Here is a 19642-nt window from a genome sequence, read left to right as displayed (position 1 = left end):
AACGGCGTCAGGTCCTGAGCGGCAGCACCCGATCCGGCGGGCGATGGCCGTCGACGAAGGCGCGGATGTTGATGATGACCTTTTCACCCATGTCGATGCGGCCCTCGAGCGTCGCCGAGCCCATATGCGGCAGAAGCACGACCTTGTTCTTGGCGGCGAGCTTCAGCAGCTTGCCGTTCAAAGCCGGCTCATGCTCGTAGACATCAAGACCGGCTCCGGCAATCTTGCCGTCCTGGATCAGTTTGACCAGTGCTTCCTCGTCGATGATGTCGCCGCGCGCGGTGTTGACGATATAGGCGGTGGGCTGCAGCAACGCCAGCCGCCGCGCCGAAAGCAGGTGGAAGGTTGCCGGCGTCGATGGGCAATTGACCGAAATGATGTCCATGCGGGCCAGCATCTGGTCGAGGCTCTCCCAATAGGTCGCCTCCAGCCCGTCTTCCACGGCCGGCAGCACGCGGTGGCGGTTGTGGTAGTGGATCGACAGTCCGAACGCCTTGGCCCGCCTGGCGACGGCGGTGCCAATGCGGCCCATGCCGACAATGCCCAGCCGCTTGCCCCAGATGCGCCGACCCAGCATCCAGGTCGGCGACCAGCCGGCCCATTTCTTGTCACCGGTGAGCACGTTGGCCCCTTCCACCAGCCGCCGCGGCACCGCCAGCATCAGCGCCATCGTCATGTCGGCGGTGTCCTCGGTCAGCACATTCGGCGTGTTGGTGACGGTGATGCCCCTCTTGGCCGCAGCGGTGACATCGATCTTGTCGACGCCATTGCCGAAATTGGCGATCAGCTTGAGGTTATCGCCGGCCTGGGCGATCAGCGCCGCATCGATCTGGTCCGTCACCGTCGGCACCAGCACGTCGGCCTCCTTGACCGCCGCAACCAGTTCCGGCTGCGTCATCGGCCGATCCTCGACATTCAGCCTTGCGTCGAACAGTTCGCGCATGCGGGTCTCGACCGGGTCGGGCAGCTTTCGCGTGATGACGACGAGAGGCTTCTTTTTGCCTGCCATTGTTTCCTCGTACCCCGATCTCGTTGAGACCTCTTTAACCAAGACCGGCGAAACTGAAAGCCGGTCGCGGTGCCGATTACCCCATGTAACAAGCGGTGCCGCCGAAGACAAAGAAAAAGGGGCGCCGAGGCCGTTGGGCAAGCGCCGAAAGGAATGAAAGTGTCTGGTTTCGCGTCGCTTCGCCTGGCCCTCAGCGCAGCATTTCTCGGCGCTCTGCTTTATTCTCCTCTTGCGGCCGCGCAGAGTGCCGCAGCACCTGCCCAGAGCGTCGTCACGCTCGGGCCGAGCGGTTTGCCGCTGCCGCGATTCGTCAGCCTGAAATCCGGCCGCGTCAACTCGCGCGTCGGCCCCGGCGCCAACTACTCGGTCGACTGGATGTACATGAAGGCCGGCCTGCCGATGGAGATCATCCAGGAATTCGACACATGGCGCCGCGTGCGCGATGCCGATGGGTCGGAAGGCTGGATCAACCAGTCGCTGCTTTCCGGCCGGCGCACGGCAATCGTCGCACCATGGCAGCGCGGCAAGGGTGCCCAGATCAACCTTCTCAACAGCCCCGACAAGGACGCAAGGGTGGTCGCGATGATCGAACCTGGCGTGATGGGTACGATCAAATCCTGCGACGGCCAGTGGTGCGAAATGACGTTCGACGGCCACACCGGCTGGCTTGCCCAGTCGGTTGTCTGGGGCGCTTATCCCGGCGAACGGGTCAAGGACTGATTCTTGCTCTTGATCGCGATCCCTCGCGGTCAAGGTCTAGCGCCCGATACGGCCCAGATGAGTGTCCTGAAATCCGGTTGACAGCTTCAGACCGTAGCCCAGCGCACGGTCAATGGCGATGTGGGCGATCCAGATCAGCGCAACCGCCATCGCGGTCGCATTGCCCCACATGTGCCCGGCGAGCAGCAGCAGCACGGGCACGATCAGGATATGCAAGGCGTTGTAGGCAAGGGCACCGACGCGCGGTCCGGCCAGATAGCCCGACATCGACAGGTCAGGCGCCAGGATAAGCAATCCGAACAGCCACCAGGACATACCGGTCGAACCGTAGAAAACGACGGCAGCCAGCGCCACGATTGCCCATTCGAGCCGGATTACGAGATCGAGGGGTTTCATCCCCGGCAGATGATTCTGGCTTCGCTGATCATTCCGGCCTGGCCGATCATGCGCGGCGTTTGGGGCGCAGCCTCACCACGATGTCGACATTGGCGATCTCCATCCCTTCCGGCGGCTCCGGCAGGTTGGCAACCGTCACCGGACCGCCGGCGATGTCGAATATGCGGTTTTCGCCTTCGATGTAGAAATGGTGGTGGTCGGAGGTGTTGGTGTCGAAATAGGTCTTGGCGCCCTCGACGGCGAGGATGCGCAACAGTCCCGCCTGGGTGAACTGGTGAAGGGCATTGTAGACGGTGGCCAGCGATACCGGCACGCCGGCGGCAACCGCCTCCTCGTGCAGCTCCTCCGCCGACAAATGACGGTCGCCCTTGGCGAAAAGCAGATCGGCCAGCGCAATGCGCTGACGCGTCGGCCTCAAGCCGGCTTCACGGACCCGCTTGTCCACAGCGACATTTTCCTTCCGGCCGTCCAGGTCCATCTTCTCGTCGAACCCCACAGTTCCGCCCCAAGACACGCCCAGAATGGCAAAAAAATGAACGTCTGCCGAAACCGGACCTCTCAGGACATATATTCTGTCGTCCGAATGCGATCAATAGCGCGCATTGACCCAGGCAGACGAGCAGGTTAAGCGCAAACGCCGGTTTCCGGCCTGAAACAGATTGTGTTAGGAAACCAACGACAAGGGCACCCGATAGCCCAAACGATATGGGGACGAGATTGATGGCGGGTAAATCCAGCTACGAGTACGATGAATTGCTGGCCTGCGCCCGCGGCGAGCTGTTCGGACCGGGCAATGCCCAGCTTCCCTACCCGCCCATGCTGATGTTCGACCGCATCACCGAGATCAGCGAAACGGGCGGCGCCTTTGAAAAGGGCTTCATCCGCGCGGAGTTCGACATCAAGCCGGACCTATGGTTCTTTGCCTGCCATTTCATCGGCAATCCGATCATGCCGGGGTGCCTCGGCCTCGACGCCATGTGGCAATTGACGGGCTTCTATCTTGGCTGGCTCGGCGAACCCGGCAAGGGGATGGCGCTGTCGACCGGTGAAGTGAAATTCAAGGGCATGGTGACGCCCTCGGTGAAGAAGGTCGAGTATGGGATCGACTTCAAGCGCGTGATGCGAGGCCGGCTGGTGCTCGGCATCGCCGATGGCTGGCTGAAGGCGGATGGCGAACCCATATACGCGGCAACGGATTTGAAAGTCGGTCTGTCCAAGCAGTCGGCGGTCGGCTGACCGGCATCCCCGGCCGGCCCCCCTGGAAGGAGTTGCGAATGAGACGTGTCGTAGTCACAGGCCTCGGCATCGTGTCGTCGATCGGCAACAATGCCAACGAGGTGCAAGCCTCGCTGCATGACGCCAGATCCGGCATCAGCTTCTCCGATTCCTTCGCCGAACACGGCTTCCGTTGCCAGGTCTGGGGAGCGCCGACGCTCGATCCATCGGCCATGATCGATCGCCGTGCGATGCGCTTCCTAAGCCAAGGTGCGGCCTGGAACCACGTCGCCATGGATCAGGCGATCGCGGATGCGGGCCTCGGCGAGAGCGACATCACCAATGAGCGCACCGGCATCGTCATGGGGTCGGGCGGACCATCCACCCGCACCATCGTCGAAGCGGCCGAAATCACGTTGAAGAACGGCAGTCCCAAGCGCATCGGTCCGTTCGCGGTGCCGAAGGCGATGTCGTCGACCGCATCGGCAACGCTTGCGACCTGGTTCAAGATCCACGGCGTCAACTACTCGATCTCGTCGGCCTGCTCGACCTCAGCGCATTGCATCGGCAATGGCTACGAGTTGATCCAGTGGGGCAAGCAGGACATGGTCTTTGCCGGCGGCCACGAGGATCTCGACTGGACGATGTCGGACCTGTTCGACGCGATGGGCGCCATGTCGTCGAAATTCAACGACAAGGCATCGACCGCTTCGCGCGCGTATGACGCCAATCGCGACGGCTTCGTCATCGCCGGCGGCGCCGGCGTGCTGGTGCTGGAAGAGCTGGAGCATGCCAAGGCGCGCGGCGCCAAGATCTACGCCGAGATCGTCGGCTACGGCGCGACCTCCGACGGCCACGACATGGTTGCCCCTTCAGGCGAAGGTGCGGTCCGCTGCATGCGCCAGGCGCTGGCCACGGTTTCCACGCCGGTCGACTACATCAACACCCATGGTACGTCGACGCCGGTGGGAGATTCCAAGGAAATGGGCGCGATCCGCGAGGTGTTCGGCCCAGAGATGCCGTACATCACCTCGACGAAATCTTTGACCGGCCATTCGCTGGGTGCGGCCGGTGTGCAGGAATCCATCTACTCGATCCTGATGATGCAGGGCGGCTTCATCGGTGAAAGCGCCCATATCGAGACCCTCGACCCTGAATTCGAGGGCATGCCGATCGTGCGAAAGCGCATCGACGACGCCAGGATCAACACTGTCTTGTCAAATTCGTTCGGCTTCGGTGGCACCAACGCCACGCTCGTTTTCCAGCGCTATTCCGCATAAGGATTTGCCGGCCATGGACGGATTGATGAAGGGCAAGCGCGGGCTTGTCATGGGTGTCGCCAACGATCATTCGATCGCCTGGGGAATCGCCCGGAAATTGTCCGAACATGGGGCGGAACTCGCCTTCACCTATCAGGGCGATGCCTTCGGACGCCGGGTCAAGCCGCTGGCCGACAAGCTCGGCGCCTCGCTGGTCGTGCCGTGCGACGTCGAGGACAGCGCTTCGGTCGCCGCCACGTTCGAGACCCTGGGCAAGGAATGGGGCGGGCTGGATTTCGTCGTCCACGCCATCGGCTTTTCCGACAAGAACGAGCTGAAGGGCCTCTACGCCGACACCAGCCGGGACAATTTCGTCCGTACCATGGTGATCTCCTGCTACTCCTTCACCGAGATCGCCCGCCATGCCGCTGCCTTGATGCAGGACGGCGGGTCGATGATCACGCTGACCTATGCGGGGTCGGTCCGCGTCATGCCGAACTACAATGTCATGGGCGTCGCCAAGGCCGGACTGGAGGCCAGTGTGCGCTACCTTGCCAACGACTACGGTCCGCGCGGCATCAGGGTGAATGGCATATCGGCTGGACCGGTGCGTACGCTCGCCGGCGCCGGCATTTCCGACGCCCGCCACATGTTCTCCTACCAGCAGCGCAACTCGCCGCTGCGCCGCACAGTGACCATCGACGAGGTCGGCGGCTCCGCGCTTTATCTGCTGTCCGATCTGTCTTCCGGCGTTACCGGCGAAATCCACTATGTCGATTCCGGCTATCACATCGTTTCCATGCCGACGCTCGACGAATTGAAGCAGACCGACGGCGGACGAGACTAATGCGTGTCGCCCAAAAGTGCGCAGCGGTTTTGGGACAACGACATTTATAAAACAAAAGCTTAAAATGCACCGACTGAACCCGTTTCAACGCGACGGGCTTTAACCCGATCAAGAAATACTTTCGGTCCAATAAAATTAGACGCATTCGCGGAAACTCATTTTAAGGAGGTATCCGCTAGAAAGCCCCGTACTCTGGGGATCTTTCAATGTCCGCCGTCAGCAACCCGAAGCGAACACCGGTGTTCCGACTGCTCACCATAGCGAGTTCGGGCCTCGGCAGTTTCGTCCTCGGACTCTGGGGCCTGAAGCTCGGTCTCGGCGATGGCTTTGCCGGCATCTCCGCGGACATGATGGTCGCAGTGATGGCCGCTCTTTGCGCACTGGCGGCGTCGGTCGCCGCGATGTCCTTCTTCGCCGGCGTCGATGAATCGGCGGATTTCGTCTTCACGGAAACCCATTTCGACAAGCTGACCGGTCTGGTGGCACGCCCGGCGATGGTCGGCAAGATTGCCGAGGCGGCATGCGCGACAAGCCGGACCGGCGAGCCGATGTTCCTCATCGATATCGACATCGATCGGTTCAAGCAGATCAATGACGCCATCGGCTACAGCCAGGGCGACGAGTTGATCTGCGCCTTCACCAAGCGATTGAAGACTTGCGTGCCGCAGCGCGCGCTGATCGGACGCATCGGTGCCGGTGAATTCGCGATTCTGCTCCCTGACAACCAGGTTTCAGGGTCTTTGGAAAGCACCATAGAGAGGCTCATCGACGAGATGATGGAGCCCTATGATCTCGGCACGCACCTGCAATCGGTCAGCCTGTCGGTGGGCATCGTGGCGATGCCGAAGGACGGCGTCGATCCCGTCCTCATCCTGCGCCGCTCCAATCTGGCGCTGCAGAACGCGCGCGCCAGCGGCGTCGGCAACTGGTCGGTCTTCCATGCCGAAATGGGCAGGGTCGCCGACCATCGCCAATGGATCGAATCCGAACTGAGTACAGCCTTCGAGCGCGGTGACTTCGATCTTCACTACCAGCCCCAGCTCGATCTCCCGACTGGCCGCATCGTCGGCTACGAAGCATTGATCCGCTGGCGGCATCCGGAACGCGGCATGATCCCGCCGATGGAGTTCATTCCGATCGCCGAGGAAACCGGCATGATCGGCCCGATCGGCGAATGGGTGCTGCGCAAAGCCTGCAGCGACGCCCGCCATCTGCCCGACGATTGCTTCGTCGCCGTCAACATCTCGCCCGTGCAGTTCATGACCAAGGACTTCGTCGGTATCGTGCGCGACACCATGACGAGCACCGGCATCAAGCCGTCGCGGCTGGAACTGGAAGTGACCGAGACGGCGATGATGCAGGACCGCGACCGCGCCGCCGCCATCCTGAAGCAGCTTGCGGATATGGGCATCTCGGTCGCCGTCGACGATTTCGGCACCGGCTATTCCAATTTGAGCTACCTGATCGACTTCTCGTTCGGCAAGCTGAAGATCGACCGGTCCTTCGTCAGCCGGCTCGATACCGATTCCAACTCCGGCGCGGTCGTCTCGACCATCGTCGGACTGTCTCGCGCGCTCGGCGTCAGCATCATTGCCGAAGGCGTCGAGACCGAAAGCCAGGCGACGCTGCTCAGGGCAGCCGGCTGCGAAGTGGTGCAGGGCTACCTGTTCGGCAGGCCGGCCCCCCTCAAGCTCAGGGTCGGCGACGCGCATGTCACCGACGAGGTCCGACGCGTCGCCAATCTGCATTGAGCGCGACGCGATGTCGTTTCAACGCCGCGCGACAAGCACCTTGAACATGCCGTCGCGAGCGAGTTCGGCATGGCTCGAAAAGGCGGCCGCCAGGATCGGCTCATAGGGAAGCTGACGGTTGGCGACCATGAACAGCCGCCCACCGGGCTTCAAGGCCTTGGCCGCCGCGCGGATCATGCCGGCGCCGATCTCCGGCTCGGCCGCCCGGCTGCGATGAAAAGGCGGGTTCATGGCAATCGCGTCGTAGCGCTTCTCGACCGGTTCCTTCAGCAGATCGACCCAGAAGAAATTCCTGGCGATCGACTGGCTGACCCCTGCCAGATTGAGCTTCGCGGCCTCGAGCGAGGCGAAATCGGCCTCATAGAGGTCGAGCGCCAAAATGCCGGGGGAGCGGGCGGCGATCTCGGCAGCCACATAGCCCCAGCCCGCGCAGAAATCGGCAATATTGCCGCGCAGATCATTGGGCAGGTTTTCGACCAGCAATTTCGAGCCGGTGTCGATCCGGTCGAAGGAAAACATGCCGGGCGCGGTGTGGAACCGACCTTCAACGAGCAAGGCAGGATTGGCTGTGCGCAACTCTTCCGTGGCGGCCAGATCGGCAGGCCGGCGCAGCCAGAAGGCAATGCCGTGATATTTCGGCAGGTGCCCCTCAAGCGGCGCAAGCTCGTCAACGCGCTTGCGCAGGCTGGCGATGCCATCGTCCTTGCCGCCGGCAACGACGACCAGGCCGCCCGGCGCCACGCGCTCAAGCGCTTCAGCGATGCGCACTTCGTTCAGGCCGCGATGCCGACCGGCCAGCACAAGTGCCATATCGAAGCCGTCGCCTTCCACTTGCGCGGTGACGACGAAGCCAGACGCCTGTAGCGCGCTAAAATGCGGCCGGAAGCCTTGCACGAGGTGAAGCGCGGCCTCGAAGCCTTCAGGCAGGCGAAAACCCGGTTCGGTGCCGAGAAACAGGACGCGATTGCCCTTTCCCGGCAGAGGAACAGCCTCGGCCTCAAAGGGATGAAAAAGCGTCTTCAGCGGCTCGGCGGACATTGTTCGATCTCGAAATGAGGTCTGTCTTGGCAATCTGCGAATAGAAAAACGGGCTGAAAATGAAACCCGTCCCGAAAATGAAAACGGGCGCGACCTAAGCCGCGCCCGCTTCGATTCATGATCTCAGGCCGATCAGGCGGCGTTTTCTTCGCCTTCGGTCTTCTTGTCGCGGGCGAGTTCCTTGCCGGTGGCCTGGTCGACGACCTTCATCGACAGGCGGACCTTGCCGCGCTCGTCGAAGCCCATCAGCTTGACCCAGACCTTGTCGCCTTCCTTGACCACGTCCGAGGTCTTGGCGACCCGGTCGTTGGCAAGCTGCGAGATGTGGACGAGGCCGTCACGCGGACCGAAGAAGTTGACGAAAGCGCCGAAGTCGGCGGTCTTGACGACCGTGCCTTCGTAGATCTCGCCGACTTCCGGCTCGGCAACGATGGTGTGGATCCACTTCTTCGCCGCCTCGATCTCCTTGGCGTTGGACGAAGCGATCTTGACCGTGCCGTCGTCCTCGATGTTGATCTTGGCGCCGGTCTTCTCGACGATCTCGCGGATGACCTTGCCGCCCGAACCAATCACGTCGCGGATCTTGTCGGTCGGGATGTGCATCACTTCGATGCGCGGGGCGAACTCACCGAGTTCCGAACGCGCGCCGGAGAGAGCGTGGCCCATCTCGCCGAGGATATGCAGACGGCCGTCCTTGGCCTGGCCAAGCGCGATCTGCATGATCTCCTCTGTGATGCCATCGATCTTGATGTCCATCTGCAGCGAGGTGATGCCGTTGGCGGTGCCGGCGACCTTGAAGTCCATGTCGCCGAGGTGATCCTCGTCGCCAAGGATGTCGGAGAGAACGGCGAAACGCTCGCCTTCCTTGATCAGGCCCATGGCGATACCGGCGACGGGCTTGGCCAGCGGCACGCCGGCATCCATCAGTGCCAGCGAGGTGCCGCAGACGGTCGCCATCGACGACGAGCCGTTGGACTCGGTGATCTCCGAGACGACGCGCAGCGTGTAGGGGAACTGGTCAGCGCTCGGCAGCATCGGGCGAATGGCGCGCCAGGCGAGCTTGCCATGGCCGATTTCGCGGCGGCCCGGCGAACCCATGCGGCCGGTCTCACCGACGGAGTAGGGAGGGAAGTTGTAGTGAAGGAGGAACTTCTCCTTGTACATGCCGGTCAGCGAGTCGACATACTGCTCGTCCTCGCCGGTGCCGAGCGTGGCAACGACCAGCGCCTGGGTCTCGCCGCGGGTGAACAGCGCCGAACCATGGGTGCGCGGCAGGACGCCGACTTCGGAGACGATCTTGCGGACCGTCTTGAGGTCACGGCCATCGATGCGCGAGCCGGTGTCGAGGATGTTCCAGCGCACGACCTTGGCCTGGAGTTCCTTGAACACGGTGCCGATCTGCTCGGAGGTGTACTTGGCGTCTTCGCCTTCAGCCGGGGCAAATGCGGCCTTGACCTTCGCCTTGACGGCGTCGACGGCGGCGTAGCGCTTCTGCTTGTCGACGTTCTTGTAGGCAGAGCTGAGTTCGTCGCCGACGATCTTCAGCATTTCGGCTTCGAGCGCGGAATAGTCGGGCGCGGTGAAGTCGCGCGGCTCCTTGGCGGCAACTTCGGCCAGCTTGATGATGGCGTCGATGACCGGCTGGAAGCCCTTGTGGCCGAACATGACGGCGCCGAGCATCAGCTCTTCGCCCAATTCCTTGGCCTCGGACTCAACCATCAGCACGGCGTCGGTGGTGCCGGCGACGATCAGGTCGAGCTTGGATTCCTGCATCTCGTCGACATGCGGGTTGAGTACATATTCGCCATTGATGTAGCCGACGCGGGCGCCGCCGATCGGGCCCATGAACGGCACGCCCGACAGCGTCAGGGCGGCCGAGGTGGCAACGATCGACAGGATGTCCGGATCGTTCTCGAGATCGTGCTGGACAACGGTGACGACGATCTGCGTGTCGTTCTTGTAGCCTGCGGCGAAGAGCGGGCGGATCGGGCGGTCGATCAGGCGGGAAACCAGCGTTTCCTTTTCGCTCGGACGGCCTTCACGCTTGAAATAGCCGCCCGGGATCTTGCCGGCGGCGTAGGTCTTTTCCTGGTAGTTGACGGTCAGCGGGAAGAAATCGAGGCCGGGCTTCGGCTCCTTCATCGAAACGACGGTGGCGAGGACCTTGGTCTCGCCGTAGGTGGCGAGCACTGCGCCGTCAGCCTGGCGCGCGATCTTGCCGGTTTCGAGGATGAGCGGACGGCCGCCCCATTCGATTTCCACTTTGTGGTGATTGAACATCTCTTGTCCTTAATATGAGGAAAGGGCCGCGCCGTTTCACGGTGCGCGGATGCCCTTTCCCTGGCTTCCTTTCTCGGGCAGCCACGGGCAAGACAACGGGAAGCTCGGGTAATTTCGGCGCGGCGAGCGCGCGCGAGCGTCCTGCAATCCTGCCCCATGACCGTCCATGGGCGGTTTCGAGTGCCCTCTGCACGATCGAAACCGGGTCTGGCCAGCCGATACGACTGGCAGAATGCGCGACCGGCGGGCTCTCCGAAGAAAGCCCGCCGGTCAATTCGTCAACGGCGCAGACCGAGCTTCTCGATCAACGTCTGGTAGCGCGCGTCGTCCTTGCGCTTGAGATAATCAAGCAGGCTGCGGCGCTGGGAGACGAGGGCGAGCAGACCACGGCGGGAATGGTTATCCTTCTTGTGGTCCTTGAAATGGTCGGTCAGGTTCTTGATGCGCTCGGAAAGGATGGCCACCTGGACTTCCGGAGACCCGGTGTCGCCCTTGGCGGTTGCGAATTCACCCATCAATTCCTGTTTGCGCTCGGCAGTAATCGACATCGTGTTTTTCCTTATCTGTTTGAGGAAACGGGTCGCCCTCAGCCGGGATGTCGTCCAGCAGGGGCCGGTGCAAGCAAAGCGTCTTAGCGCTATGCTGCGGCGCATATAGTGCAATTCCCCGGAAAACACCAGCCCAATTCACAAGCCGGCTTTTCAGGCCGAAATGGCCTGATTTATCCTTGTCAGAGCCATTTCTTCCATTTGAAGAAGGCGATCAGCCCGAACGCGACAACGGCCATGAACAGGAGCGATGCCGGATAACCGTAATAGGCTTTCAGTTCCGGCATGTTCCAGGGCGAAGACGCCGGATCGAAATTCATGCCCCAGATGCCGACCAGGAAGGTGAGCGGCATGAAGATGACCGAGACGATGGTGAGATAGCTGATGACGTCGTTGGTGCGCGCCTGGCTCAGCGACAGATGCATCTCGATCAGGCCGGTCAGCATGTCGCGCTGGGTTTCGACCAGTTCGATCAGCCTGAGCGAATGGTCGAGTGTGTCGTTGAGAAAGATCTTGGTTTCGGCCTTCACATAGGGCACGTCGTTGCGGATCAGCGTCGCCAGCGCATCGCGCATCGGCCACAGCACGCCTTTCAGCACATTGGCATCGCGGCGCAATTCATGCAGCTGCCGCATCTGATGCTTGTGCGTCGAATGCAGCATCTCGTCCTCGATGCTGTCGACCAGCTCGCCGGCCGCCTCGATCGGCGGGAAATAACTGTCGACGACGGCATCGATCAGCGCATAGGCGAGGTAGTCGGCGCCGCGCGCGCGCAACCGGTTGGGCGCCGAACTTTCGATGCGCTTGCGCACGGGATCGAACGGATCGCCTTCGCGCTCCTGGAACGTGACGACGAAATTGTTGCCGAAGAAGACGGCGATCTGCTCATAGCGGTGCGACGTGACATCGTCGATCATCCTGACGACGACGAAGGCATGGTCCTCGAAGAAATCGACTTTCGGCCGCTGGCCGGTGTTGACGACGTCCTCCAGCGCCAGCGGATGCAGGCTGAAAATGCGGCCGATCTCCTCGATCAGCTGGATGTTGGCGAGGCCGGTGCAGTCGAGCCAGAGGACCGGCCATTTGTCGCAATGGGTGTTGAGGTCGTCGATGCTGGCATTTTCGATGGTCTTGAATTTCTGCGGCGAGATCAGGGTCAGCCTGAGTTCGCTGCGCCGCGCCGAGGGGTCGGCGATCAGCGTGCCGGGCGACGCACCGACCGGCGGCCGCCTTGTTTTCACCGGCGCCCGCTTCTTGATCGCCTCAGCCTTTGCCATATGCCCCTCGCGCGAGTCCCGGCTCGACATTAGACGACAGGTGTCAGCCGGCAAAGACCCGCTTGGGCTTGAACATGCCTTGCTCGATGGCGCCGATGGCGACCAGCTTGCCGCGCGCCGTGGCGCAGGCTTCTTCGGCTTCCACCGGTGCATCGCGACCACGAATGATGACCGGGTTGCCAAGGCGGATCTTGGTCGCCGCGTCGTCGCTGATGGCGATCTCCGGCAGGCAGTCGAGGGCAGCCGACGTGTCGACCAGAAGCGCATCGATGGCGTCGAAGTCGATCGGTGCTTCCACCGCGTCAGCGATGTCCGTCGCGTCAGCGACGTCAGTCGCGTCCGCGCTGTCTTCATCCTGCGTACCGAAACGGGCGGCTTCCAGCTCGGCGATGGTGACGAAATCCTCTGGCGTGAACGGCTCGACCTCGACCCGGCGCAATTCGGAAATATGACCGAAGCAGCCCATGTCGCGGCCCATGTCGCGGGCCAGCGAGCGCACATAGGTGCCCTTGCCGCATTCGACCTCGAAAACAGTATGGTCGGCGCTATGCTCGACAACGTCCAAACGGCCGATCTCGATCTCGCGTGGCGGAATGTCGACTGTCGCGCCGTCGCGGGCCAGATCATAGGCGCGCTCGCCCGCGATCTTGATGGCCGAGAATTGCGGCGGCGTCTGCATGATGACGCCGGTGTATTTCGGCAGCAGCGCCTTGACCTCGGCTTCCGATGGACGCAGATCGGACTCCTTCGTCACCGGGCCTTCGAGGTCATCGGTGGAGCGCTCCTGTCCCCAGGCAACGGTGAACCGATAGATCTTGGCGCCGTCCTGCACGTAGGGCACGGTCTTGGTGGCCTCGCCAAGCGCGATCGGCAGCATGCCGGAGGCGAGCGGGTCGAGCGTGCCGGCATGGCCGGCCTTTTCCGCCTGGAACAGCCATTTGATCTTGGAGACGGCTTCGGTCGAGCCCATGCCGACCGGCTTGTCCAGGATCAGCCAGCCCGAGATCGGCCGGCCCTTCTTCTTGCCGCGGCGCGCCACTATTCGGTGTCCTTGTTGTCGTCCTTGCCCTGGTCCTCAGGACCCAGATCGCGTGCCACCTCGGGCGACTTCAACAGGTCGTTGATCCTGGCGAAATTGTCGAAGGAGGTGTCGAGCTTGAAGCGGAACTCCGGCATGAACTTCATCTGCCGCAGCGCGCCTGAGACACGGCCGCGGACGAATTTCGCGTGCTTGTTCAGCGCCTCGACCACCGCATCGGTATCCTTGGCACCGAGTGGCGAGACGAAGGCGGTGGCGACCTTGAGGTCGGGCGACATGCGCACTTCCGAGACCGACACCACGGTGTTCTCGATCAGCGGATCGATGATCTCGCCGCGCTGCAGGGTTTCGGACAGCGCATGGCGCACCTGCTCGGCGACGCGCAGCATGCGCTGGGATGGGCTGGATGTGGTTGGACGGGGCATTTTTCTCAATCCTGAAAGCGTGAGGCGCGGGTTGGGACCGTGCCGCATGTCTCATATGGGCCATTCTCAATAGACCTTGGGCGGCGGTCTTTCGACCACCGCCCGGTATGGACAAGTCACTCGAACTCAGAGCGTCCGGGTCACCATCTCGACGCGGAAGCACTCGATGACGTCGCCGACGCGCATGTCCTCGTAGTTCTGGAAGGCCATGCCGCACTCCTGGCCGCCGGGGACTTCCGAAACTTCGTCCTTGAAGCGCTTCAGCGTCTTCAGCGTGCCTTCGTGGATGACAACGTTGTCGCGGATCAGGCGCACGCCCGCACCACGCTCGACCTTGCCTTCGGTGACACGGCAGCCGGCGATCTTGCCGACCTTGGTGATGTCGAAGATCTCGAGGATCTGCGCATTGCCGATGAAGGTCTCGCGACGCTCCGGCGACAGCAGGCCCGACAGAGCCGCCTTCACGTCATCCACAAGGTTGTAGATGATCGAGTAGTAGCGGATTTCGATGCCAGCTGCCACTGCAGCAGCACGCGCCTGGACGTTGGCGCGGACGTTGAAGCCGATGATCGCGGCACCCGAAGTCTCCGCCAGCGACACGTCGCTTTCGGTGATGGCGCCGGCGCCGGCATGGACGATGCGCGCACGCACTTCGTCGGTGCCGAGCTTGTCCAGCGCCGCGTTGATCGCCTCGATCGAGCCCTGCACGTCGCCCTTGATGACCAGCGGGAATTCCTTCAACCCGCTCGTCTGCAACTGCGACATCATCTGCTCTAGCGAACCGCGCTGGCCGGCATGCTTGGCAACCGCCTTCTCGCGCGCCAGACGCTGGCGATATTCGGTGATCTCGCGGGCACGGGCCTCGTTGTTGACCACGGCGAAGCGGTCGCCTGCCTGCGGCGTGCCCTGCAAGCCGAGCACTTCGACCGGCATCGCCGGCGGCGCTTCCTTGATCTGCGTGCCACGATCGTTGACCAGCGCGCGCACCCGGCCCCATTCGTTGCCGGCAACAAGGATGTCGCCCGGCATCAGCGTGCCGGTCTGCACCAGCACGGTGGCAACGGGACCACGGCCCTTGTCTAGCTGGGCTTCGATGACGACACCCTCGGCGGTACGATCCGGATTGGCCTTCAGGTCGAGAATTTCGGCCTGCAGCAGGATCGCTTCGAGCAGCTTGTCGAGATTGGTGCCCTTGGTCGCCGACACTTCGACGTCCAGAACTTCACCGCCCATGGATTCGACGAAAACCTCGTGGCGCAGCAGTTCGGAGCGCACTTTCTGCGGATCGGCATCATGCTTGTCGATCTTGTTGATCGCCACGATGATCGGAACGCCGGCCGCCTTGGCATGGCTGATCGATTCGATCGTCTGCGGCATGACGCTGTCGTCGGCCGCCACAACCAGGATGGCAATGTCGGTCGCCTGGGCGCCACGAGCACGCATCGCCGTGAAGGCGGCGTGGCCGGGCGTGTCGATGAAGGTGATCTTGTGACCGTTCTTCTCGACCTGGTAGGCGCCGATATGCTGGGTGATGCCGCCGGCTTCGCCGGAAACAACATTGGCGTTGCGGATGGCGTCGAGCAGCGAGGTCTTGCCGTGATCGACATGGCCCATGATCGTCACGACAGGCGGACGCGTCACCAGGTCCTCGGCATTGTCGGCGATGTTGAATAGGCCTTCCTCGATGTCGGACTCGGCGACGCGGCGGACCGTATGACCGAATTCGGTGGCGACCAGCTCTGCCGTATCGGCGTCGATGACGTCGCCCGGCTTCAGGATCTGTCCCTGCTTCATGAAGAACTTGACCAGGTCGACCGCGCGCTCGGACATGCGTTGCGCCAGTTCCTGGATGGTGATGGTCTCGGGCAGGATCACTTCGCGCATGACTTTCTCGCGCGGCTCATTATGCATCGCGCGCTTGAATTTTTCCTGGCGGCGACGCATCGACGAAAGCGAACGGGCCCTCGCGTCTTCGTCGGACAATGCTGAATTCAGCGTCAGCTTGCCACGGCGGCGGTCTTCCTCGCTCTTGGTCGGCTTGGCCGGACGCGCCACTTCGGGCGTGACCGGACGGCGCACCGGTGCGCCGGCACCAACCCGCTTCGGCTTGACCTCTTCCTCGTCGTCGACTGTTGCCAGTTCGGCGGTCAGCGGCGCGCGGCGGCGTGCCTCTTCCTCGGCCCGACGGCGAGACTCGGCCTCGGTCTGCAACCGCGCCTCTTCCTCGGCCTGGCGGCGTGCGGATTCATCGCGTTCGCGCTTGCGGCGCTCTTCGTCCTCGGCACGGCGCTTGGCGTCCTCGGCGGCGCGCTGACGGTCCTCGACCTCGCGCACCTTGGAGCCTTCAAGCGCCCTGCGGCGCGCCTCCATTTCACTGCGCGACAGTTCGTTCAGCACCATGCCGCCGCGTTCGACCGGTGCTGGTGGGGGCGGTGGCGGCGCCTTCGGCGCTTCCTGCACAACGGGCGCGGCCACAACCGCCGGCTTCGGTGTGAAGACGGGGGCGGCAACCGGCTCCGGCTTGTCGCCAGGCATCGAGAACTTGCGCTTCTTGGTTTCGACGACGACCTGCTTGGTGCGGCCGTGCGAGAAGTTCTGGCGCACAGTGCCCTGTTCCATACCGGGGCGCTTCAGCGTCAAGGTCTTCTTCGGCGTCACACTCAGCGTATTGTCGTCACCCGATTTCGTATCGCTCATTCCATATCCTCTGCGGCATCATCTTCGTCAGCAACAGCCGCAAGCATTGCCAGATCGTCCGGGGAACCGCCCCGATACCGGTCGAGCGCAACCATGCGCTTCTGGACCGCCCTGCCCGCGTCTCCCGCGAGAACGGCAGCATGTATCACATTTGTACCCCCCAATGCCAAGCTCAACTCGGCCTCGGAGAAAAGTTTGTAGGCAAGGATAGCGGGCCCGCCGAGATGGACTGTCGCCCGTCGCGCCTGGCTGATCTTGCGCACGCCGTCGTCGGACGCCTCGGTCGCATGCAGCACGAAAAGCGCCAATCCGCCGCGCACCGCGCTCTCGACCTTGGTAGCACCAAGCGAAATTGCGCCTGCCTTGCGGGCAAGACCAAGCATACCCAGAGCGTATCTGGAAAGCAGCCCGTCGACCATGCCGCCAAGATCGGGCGGCACGACCACCTGTGCCTTGAAGGCGCGGGCAAAGAGGTTCTTCGCCGCAGCCTTGTCGATATGTAGGCGGTCGGCGCTCACCCAGCAACCGCGGCCGGGCAGATTTCTCTTGATGTCGGGAACGACGGCCGAATCCGGGCCGACGACGAAACGGATCAGTTCATCCGGTTCGGCTTGTTTGCGCGTAACGATGCAGGTGCGATCGTTCATCTCGTCCAGGGGCGGGTTCGGTGCGATGCGGTTTCACCTCACGCACCAACGGCTTCGTCAGCCGAGACTTCTTCGGCCGCAAGCTCGTCTTCGGTGATCCAGCCGGCCTTGAGGCGGGCAGCCAGAACCATCTGCTCGGCATCGGCACGCGCGACGCCGTGATTGGCAAGCACGCCGGGGAATACCTTGGTTTCGCCGTCCTTGCGTTCCTTCCAGCCGGTGAGGTCGTCGGCGGCATAGCCGGCGAAGTCCTCGATCGTCTTCACGCCGTCTTCGCCGAGCGTCACCATCATGGCGGTGGTGACACCGGGGATTTCGCGCAATTCGTCCGAGACGCCGAGCGCCTTGCGCTTGTCGTCGTGCTCGGCCTCGATCTTCTCCAGATATTCGCGGGCGCGGGTCTGGATTTCCGAAGCGGTGTCTTCGTCGAAACCGTCGATCGAGGCGATCTCGCCGGAATCGACATAAGCGACTTCCTCGACGCTGGTGAAGCCTTCGGAAGCAAGCACCTGGCCGACCATCTCGTCGACGTCGAGGGCTTCCATGAACAGCGACGAACGCTCGACGAATTCCTTCTGGCGACGCTCGGATTCTTCGGCCTCGGTCAGGATGTCGATATCCCAGCCGGTCAGCTGCGAAGCGAGCCGCACGTTCTGGCCGCGGCGGCCGATGGCCAGCGACAGCTGGTCGTCGGGAACCACGACTTCGATGCGTTCGGCATCCTCGTCGAGCACGACCTTGGCGACTTCCGCCGGCTGCAGTGCGTTGACTATGAAGGACGCGGCCGAAGGCGACCACGGAATGATGTCGATCTTCTCGCCCTGCAATTCGCCGACGACGGCCTGGACGCGGCTGCCGCGCATACCAACGCAGGCGCCGACAGGATCGATCGAGCTATCGCGCGAGATAACGGCGATCTTGGCGCGCGAACCCGGGTCGCGGGCGACCGCCTTGATCTCGATGATGCCGTCATAGATTTCCGGCACTTCCATGGTGAACAGTTTGGCCATGAACTGCGGATGGGTTCGCGACAGGAAGATCTGCGGGCCGCGCTGCTCACGGCGCACGTCGTAAACGTAGGCGCGGACGCGGTCACCATATTTGTAGTTTTCGCGCGGGATCAGTTCGTCGCGACGGATGATCGCTTCGCCGCGGCCGAGATCGACGATGACGTTGCCGTATTCGACGCGCTTGACGGTGCCGTTGACGATTTCGCCGATGCGGTCCTTGTATTCGTCATACTGACGGTCGCGTTCGGCCTCGCGCACCTTCTGCACGATGACCTGCTTGGCCGACTGGGCGGCGATGCGGCCGAAATCCATCGGCGGCAGCTGTTCGGCGATGAAATCGCCGAGCTGGGCGTCGGGATTGCGCTCGCGGGCCGAGGAAATGGCGATCTGCGTGGCGTAGTCGTCGACCTTCTCGACCACTTCCATCAGCCGCTGCAGCTTCATCTCGCCGGTGTTCGGGTTGATGTCGGCGCGGATGTTGGTCTCCTGGCCATAACGCGAGCGTGCCGCCTTCTGGATCGCATCGGCCATGGCGGCGATGACGATCGACTTGTCGATCGACTTTTCACGCGCGACCGCGTCGGCGATCTGCAGCAGTTCAAGTCTGTTGGCGCTTACAACCATCGTTTTTCTCCCGAGCCTGTTTGCCGGACCTTTGCGCCCGGCAGCTCAATCATAGTTCCTGTTCGTGTTCTTCCGTGGCGTCCGCTTCCGCACCCTCGGGCACATCGTCGTCCGGTTCGCCGCGATTTCTTTTGGCTTCCTTGCGCGCCCTGTTGTCCTTCGACAGGGCGTCGCGGATGAGATCGTCGGTCAGGATCAGGCGCGTTTCGGAAATCGCGTCATAGGGGACCCGCACCGTCGGCTCCTCGCCATAGGCGGCCTTTTCGCGCTCGATCAGCACATCGTCTTCGCCGGCTTCGACGATCTTGCCCTTGAACCGCTTGCGGTCGGCAACGACGATCGATGTTTCCATCTTGACCAGATGACCCGTCCAGGTCGTGAAGTCCGATTTGCGGACCAGCGGCCGGTCGATGCCGGGCGACGAGACTTCAAGGTGATAGGCCTTTTCGATCGGATCATCGACGTCGAGTGCCGGCGACACCGCGCGGCTGACCTCTTCGCAATCCTCGACGGTCATGGTGCCGTCCTCGCGCTCGGCCATGATCTGCAGCGTCAGCCCGTTCTGGCCCGACAGATGCACCCGCACGAGGCGGAAGCCGATGCCGCGCAGAACCGGCTGGACGATCAGCGCGATGCGCGCATCGATGCCGCTTTCGCGGATGATGCGATCGTCGCCCTCGCTTGCCGTTGCAGTCATTGAAGCCCTGTCGCTCTACCCGAAGTTATCGGCAGGTAATAAAAAAGAGCGGGACCGGGTGGACCCACTCTTCGTCATACCGACCAAGAATTTGAGGTTGATATAAACGATCATGGCCGGTGTTTCAAGCCCGCCGTGCGGGCTGTGTCGTAAGCAGATGAGT

At 62.7% G+C, this 19642-nt stretch carries 18 protein-coding genes; 5 read left to right on the top strand and 13 right to left on the bottom strand.

Going from position 1 to position 19642, the window contains the following annotated elements; genetic code table 11:
- Window positions 1–7: 7 nt before the first annotated feature.
- On the bottom strand, window positions 8–1009 hold the full coding sequence (locus tag FCU66_RS04710) for a 2-hydroxyacid dehydrogenase (protein WP_136619598.1): 1002 nt from the start codon (window positions 1007–1009) through the stop codon (window positions 8–10).
- 159 nt (window positions 1010–1168) lie between these two features.
- Between FCU66_RS04710 and FCU66_RS04705 the strand changes: the two genes are divergently transcribed.
- On the top strand, window positions 1169–1729 hold the full coding sequence (locus FCU66_RS04705) for an SH3 domain-containing protein (protein ID WP_136619597.1): 561 nt from the start codon (window positions 1169–1171) through the stop codon (window positions 1727–1729).
- 36 nt (window positions 1730–1765) lie between these two features.
- On the opposite strand, the gene FCU66_RS04700 is transcribed toward FCU66_RS04705, so the two are convergent.
- Complete coding sequence (locus FCU66_RS04700) at window positions 1766–2125, bottom strand: DUF4260 domain-containing protein (protein WP_136619596.1); 360 nt, start codon at window positions 2123–2125, stop codon at window positions 1766–1768.
- Window positions 2126–2171: 46 nt separating this feature from the next.
- On the bottom strand, window positions 2172–2603 hold the full coding sequence (gene irrA, locus FCU66_RS04695) for an iron response transcriptional regulator IrrA (RefSeq protein WP_168991974.1): 432 nt from the start codon (window positions 2601–2603) through the stop codon (window positions 2172–2174).
- A gap of 242 nt (window positions 2604–2845) precedes the next feature.
- Here irrA and fabA point away from each other — a divergent pair, with 242 nt between their 5' ends.
- From fabA to FCU66_RS04675, 4 genes are all read left to right on the top strand, one after another.
- Complete coding sequence (gene fabA / locus FCU66_RS04690) at window positions 2846–3361, top strand: 3-hydroxyacyl-[acyl-carrier-protein] dehydratase FabA (protein WP_013527885.1); 516 nt, start codon at window positions 2846–2848, stop codon at window positions 3359–3361.
- Window positions 3362–3399: 38 nt separating this feature from the next.
- Complete coding sequence (gene fabB, locus FCU66_RS04685; RefSeq protein ID WP_136619594.1) at window positions 3400–4620, top strand: beta-ketoacyl-ACP synthase I; 1221 nt, start codon at window positions 3400–3402, stop codon at window positions 4618–4620.
- Between the two features lie 13 nt (window positions 4621–4633).
- Window positions 4634–5446: an enoyl-ACP reductase FabI gene (fabI, locus tag FCU66_RS04680; RefSeq protein ID WP_109666399.1), complete on the top strand. Its 813-nt coding sequence runs from the start codon at window positions 4634–4636 to the stop codon at window positions 5444–5446.
- Between the two features lie 206 nt (window positions 5447–5652).
- On the top strand, window positions 5653–7197 hold the full coding sequence (locus FCU66_RS04675) for a putative bifunctional diguanylate cyclase/phosphodiesterase (protein WP_136619593.1): 1545 nt from the start codon (window positions 5653–5655) through the stop codon (window positions 7195–7197).
- An 18-nt stretch (window positions 7198–7215) separates the two neighbouring features.
- Here FCU66_RS04675 and FCU66_RS04670 read toward each other — a convergent pair whose 3' ends face one another.
- The 10 genes from FCU66_RS04670 to rimP all read right to left on the bottom strand — a co-directional run bounded on the left by FCU66_RS04670 (window position 7216) and on the right by rimP (window position 19479).
- The gene (locus FCU66_RS04670; protein WP_136619592.1) at window positions 7216–8235 is read right to left on the bottom strand and encodes a class I SAM-dependent methyltransferase; all 1020 of its coding nucleotides are present in this window, start codon (window positions 8233–8235) and stop codon (window positions 7216–7218) included.
- A gap of 132 nt (window positions 8236–8367) precedes the next feature.
- Window positions 8368–10515 carry a polyribonucleotide nucleotidyltransferase gene (pnp, locus tag FCU66_RS04665; RefSeq protein WP_136619591.1) on the bottom strand — a complete coding sequence of 716 codons (2148 nt, stop codon included), beginning with the start codon at window positions 10513–10515 and terminating at the stop codon, window positions 8368–8370.
- 278 nt (window positions 10516–10793) lie between these two features.
- Window positions 10794–11063: a 30S ribosomal protein S15 gene (gene rpsO, locus FCU66_RS04660; RefSeq protein WP_006202929.1), complete on the bottom strand. Its 270-nt coding sequence runs from the start codon at window positions 11061–11063 to the stop codon at window positions 10794–10796.
- A gap of 182 nt (window positions 11064–11245) precedes the next feature.
- The gene (corA, locus tag FCU66_RS04655) at window positions 11246–12340 is read right to left on the bottom strand and encodes a magnesium/cobalt transporter CorA (protein WP_136619590.1); all 1095 of its coding nucleotides are present in this window, start codon (window positions 12338–12340) and stop codon (window positions 11246–11248) included.
- 43 nt (window positions 12341–12383) lie between these two features.
- Window positions 12384–13379 carry a tRNA pseudouridine(55) synthase TruB gene (gene truB / locus FCU66_RS04650; protein ID WP_136619589.1) on the bottom strand — a complete coding sequence of 332 codons (996 nt, stop codon included), beginning with the start codon at window positions 13377–13379 and terminating at the stop codon, window positions 12384–12386.
- On the bottom strand, window positions 13379–13804 hold the full coding sequence (gene rbfA / locus FCU66_RS04645; protein ID WP_136619588.1) for a 30S ribosome-binding factor RbfA: 426 nt from the start codon (window positions 13802–13804) through the stop codon (window positions 13379–13381). The genes truB and rbfA overlap by 1 nt, the downstream gene beginning before the upstream one ends.
- Before the next feature lie 126 nt (window positions 13805–13930).
- Complete coding sequence (infB, locus tag FCU66_RS04640; RefSeq protein ID WP_136619587.1) at window positions 13931–16501, bottom strand: translation initiation factor IF-2; 2571 nt, start codon at window positions 16499–16501, stop codon at window positions 13931–13933.
- Window positions 16498–17148 (bottom strand): RNA-binding protein, encoded by a 651-nt coding sequence (locus tag FCU66_RS04635; RefSeq protein WP_136619586.1) that lies wholly within the window; start codon window positions 17146–17148, stop codon window positions 16498–16500. Before FCU66_RS04635 ends, infB begins: the two co-directional genes overlap by 4 nt.
- 38 nt (window positions 17149–17186) lie before the next feature.
- A complete protein-coding gene (nusA, locus tag FCU66_RS04630) occupies window positions 17187–18782 on the bottom strand; it encodes a transcription termination factor NusA (RefSeq protein ID WP_109666377.1) in 1596 nt (531 codons plus the stop codon).
- A gap of 49 nt (window positions 18783–18831) precedes the next feature.
- On the bottom strand, window positions 18832–19479 hold the full coding sequence (gene rimP / locus FCU66_RS04625) for a ribosome maturation factor RimP (protein ID WP_136619585.1): 648 nt from the start codon (window positions 19477–19479) through the stop codon (window positions 18832–18834).
- Between the last annotated feature and the right edge of the window lie 163 nt (window positions 19480–19642).

It is taken from the genome of Mesorhizobium norvegicum, from assembly GCF_004919685.1.
Lineage (GTDB): Bacteria > Pseudomonadota > Alphaproteobacteria > Rhizobiales > Rhizobiaceae > Mesorhizobium > Mesorhizobium norvegicum.
The sequence above is the reverse complement of the archived record's forward strand: the minus strand, read 5'-3'. Positions and strand labels throughout refer to the sequence as shown.

Excerpts from the sequence above, each read along its gene's own strand:
- FCU66_RS04710 (WP_136619598.1), bottom strand. The coding sequence starts at position 1,009 with ATGGCAGGCAAAAAGAAGCCTCTCGTCGTCATCACGCGAAAGCTGCCC.
- fabB (WP_136619594.1), top strand. The coding sequence starts at position 3,400 with ATGAGACGTGTCGTAGTCACAGGCCTCGGCATCGTGTCGTCGATCGGC.
- FCU66_RS04675 (WP_136619593.1), top strand. The coding sequence starts at position 5,653 with ATGTCCGCCGTCAGCAACCCGAAGCGAACACCGGTGTTCCGACTGCTC.
- fabI (WP_109666399.1), top strand. The coding sequence starts at position 4,634 with ATGGACGGATTGATGAAGGGCAAGCGCGGGCTTGTCATGGGTGTCGCC.
- rbfA (WP_136619588.1), bottom strand. The coding sequence starts at position 13,804 with ATGCCCCGTCCAACCACATCCAGCCCATCCCAGCGCATGCTGCGCGTC.
- pnp (WP_136619591.1), bottom strand. The coding sequence starts at position 10,515 with ATGTTCAATCACCACAAAGTGGAAATCGAATGGGGCGGCCGTCCGCTC.
- FCU66_RS04635 (WP_136619586.1), bottom strand. The coding sequence starts at position 17,148 with ATGAACGATCGCACCTGCATCGTTACGCGCAAACAAGCCGAACCGGAT.
- infB (WP_136619587.1), bottom strand. The coding sequence starts at position 16,501 with ATGAGCGATACGAAATCGGGTGACGACAATACGCTGAGTGTGACGCCG.
- irrA (WP_168991974.1), bottom strand. The coding sequence starts at position 2,603 with ATGGACCTGGACGGCCGGAAGGAAAATGTCGCTGTGGACAAGCGGGTC.
- FCU66_RS04670 (WP_136619592.1), bottom strand. The coding sequence starts at position 8,235 with ATGTCCGCCGAGCCGCTGAAGACGCTTTTTCATCCCTTTGAGGCCGAG.
- rimP (WP_136619585.1), bottom strand. The coding sequence starts at position 19,479 with ATGACTGCAACGGCAAGCGAGGGCGACGATCGCATCATCCGCGAAAGC.
- fabA (WP_013527885.1), top strand. The coding sequence starts at position 2,846 with ATGGCGGGTAAATCCAGCTACGAGTACGATGAATTGCTGGCCTGCGCC.
- nusA (WP_109666377.1), bottom strand. The coding sequence starts at position 18,782 with ATGGTTGTAAGCGCCAACAGACTTGAACTGCTGCAGATCGCCGACGCG.
- FCU66_RS04700 (WP_136619596.1), bottom strand. The coding sequence starts at position 2,125 with ATGAAACCCCTCGATCTCGTAATCCGGCTCGAATGGGCAATCGTGGCG.
- rpsO (WP_006202929.1), bottom strand. The coding sequence starts at position 11,063 with ATGTCGATTACTGCCGAGCGCAAACAGGAATTGATGGGTGAATTCGCA.
- corA (WP_136619590.1), bottom strand. The coding sequence starts at position 12,340 with ATGGCAAAGGCTGAGGCGATCAAGAAGCGGGCGCCGGTGAAAACAAGG.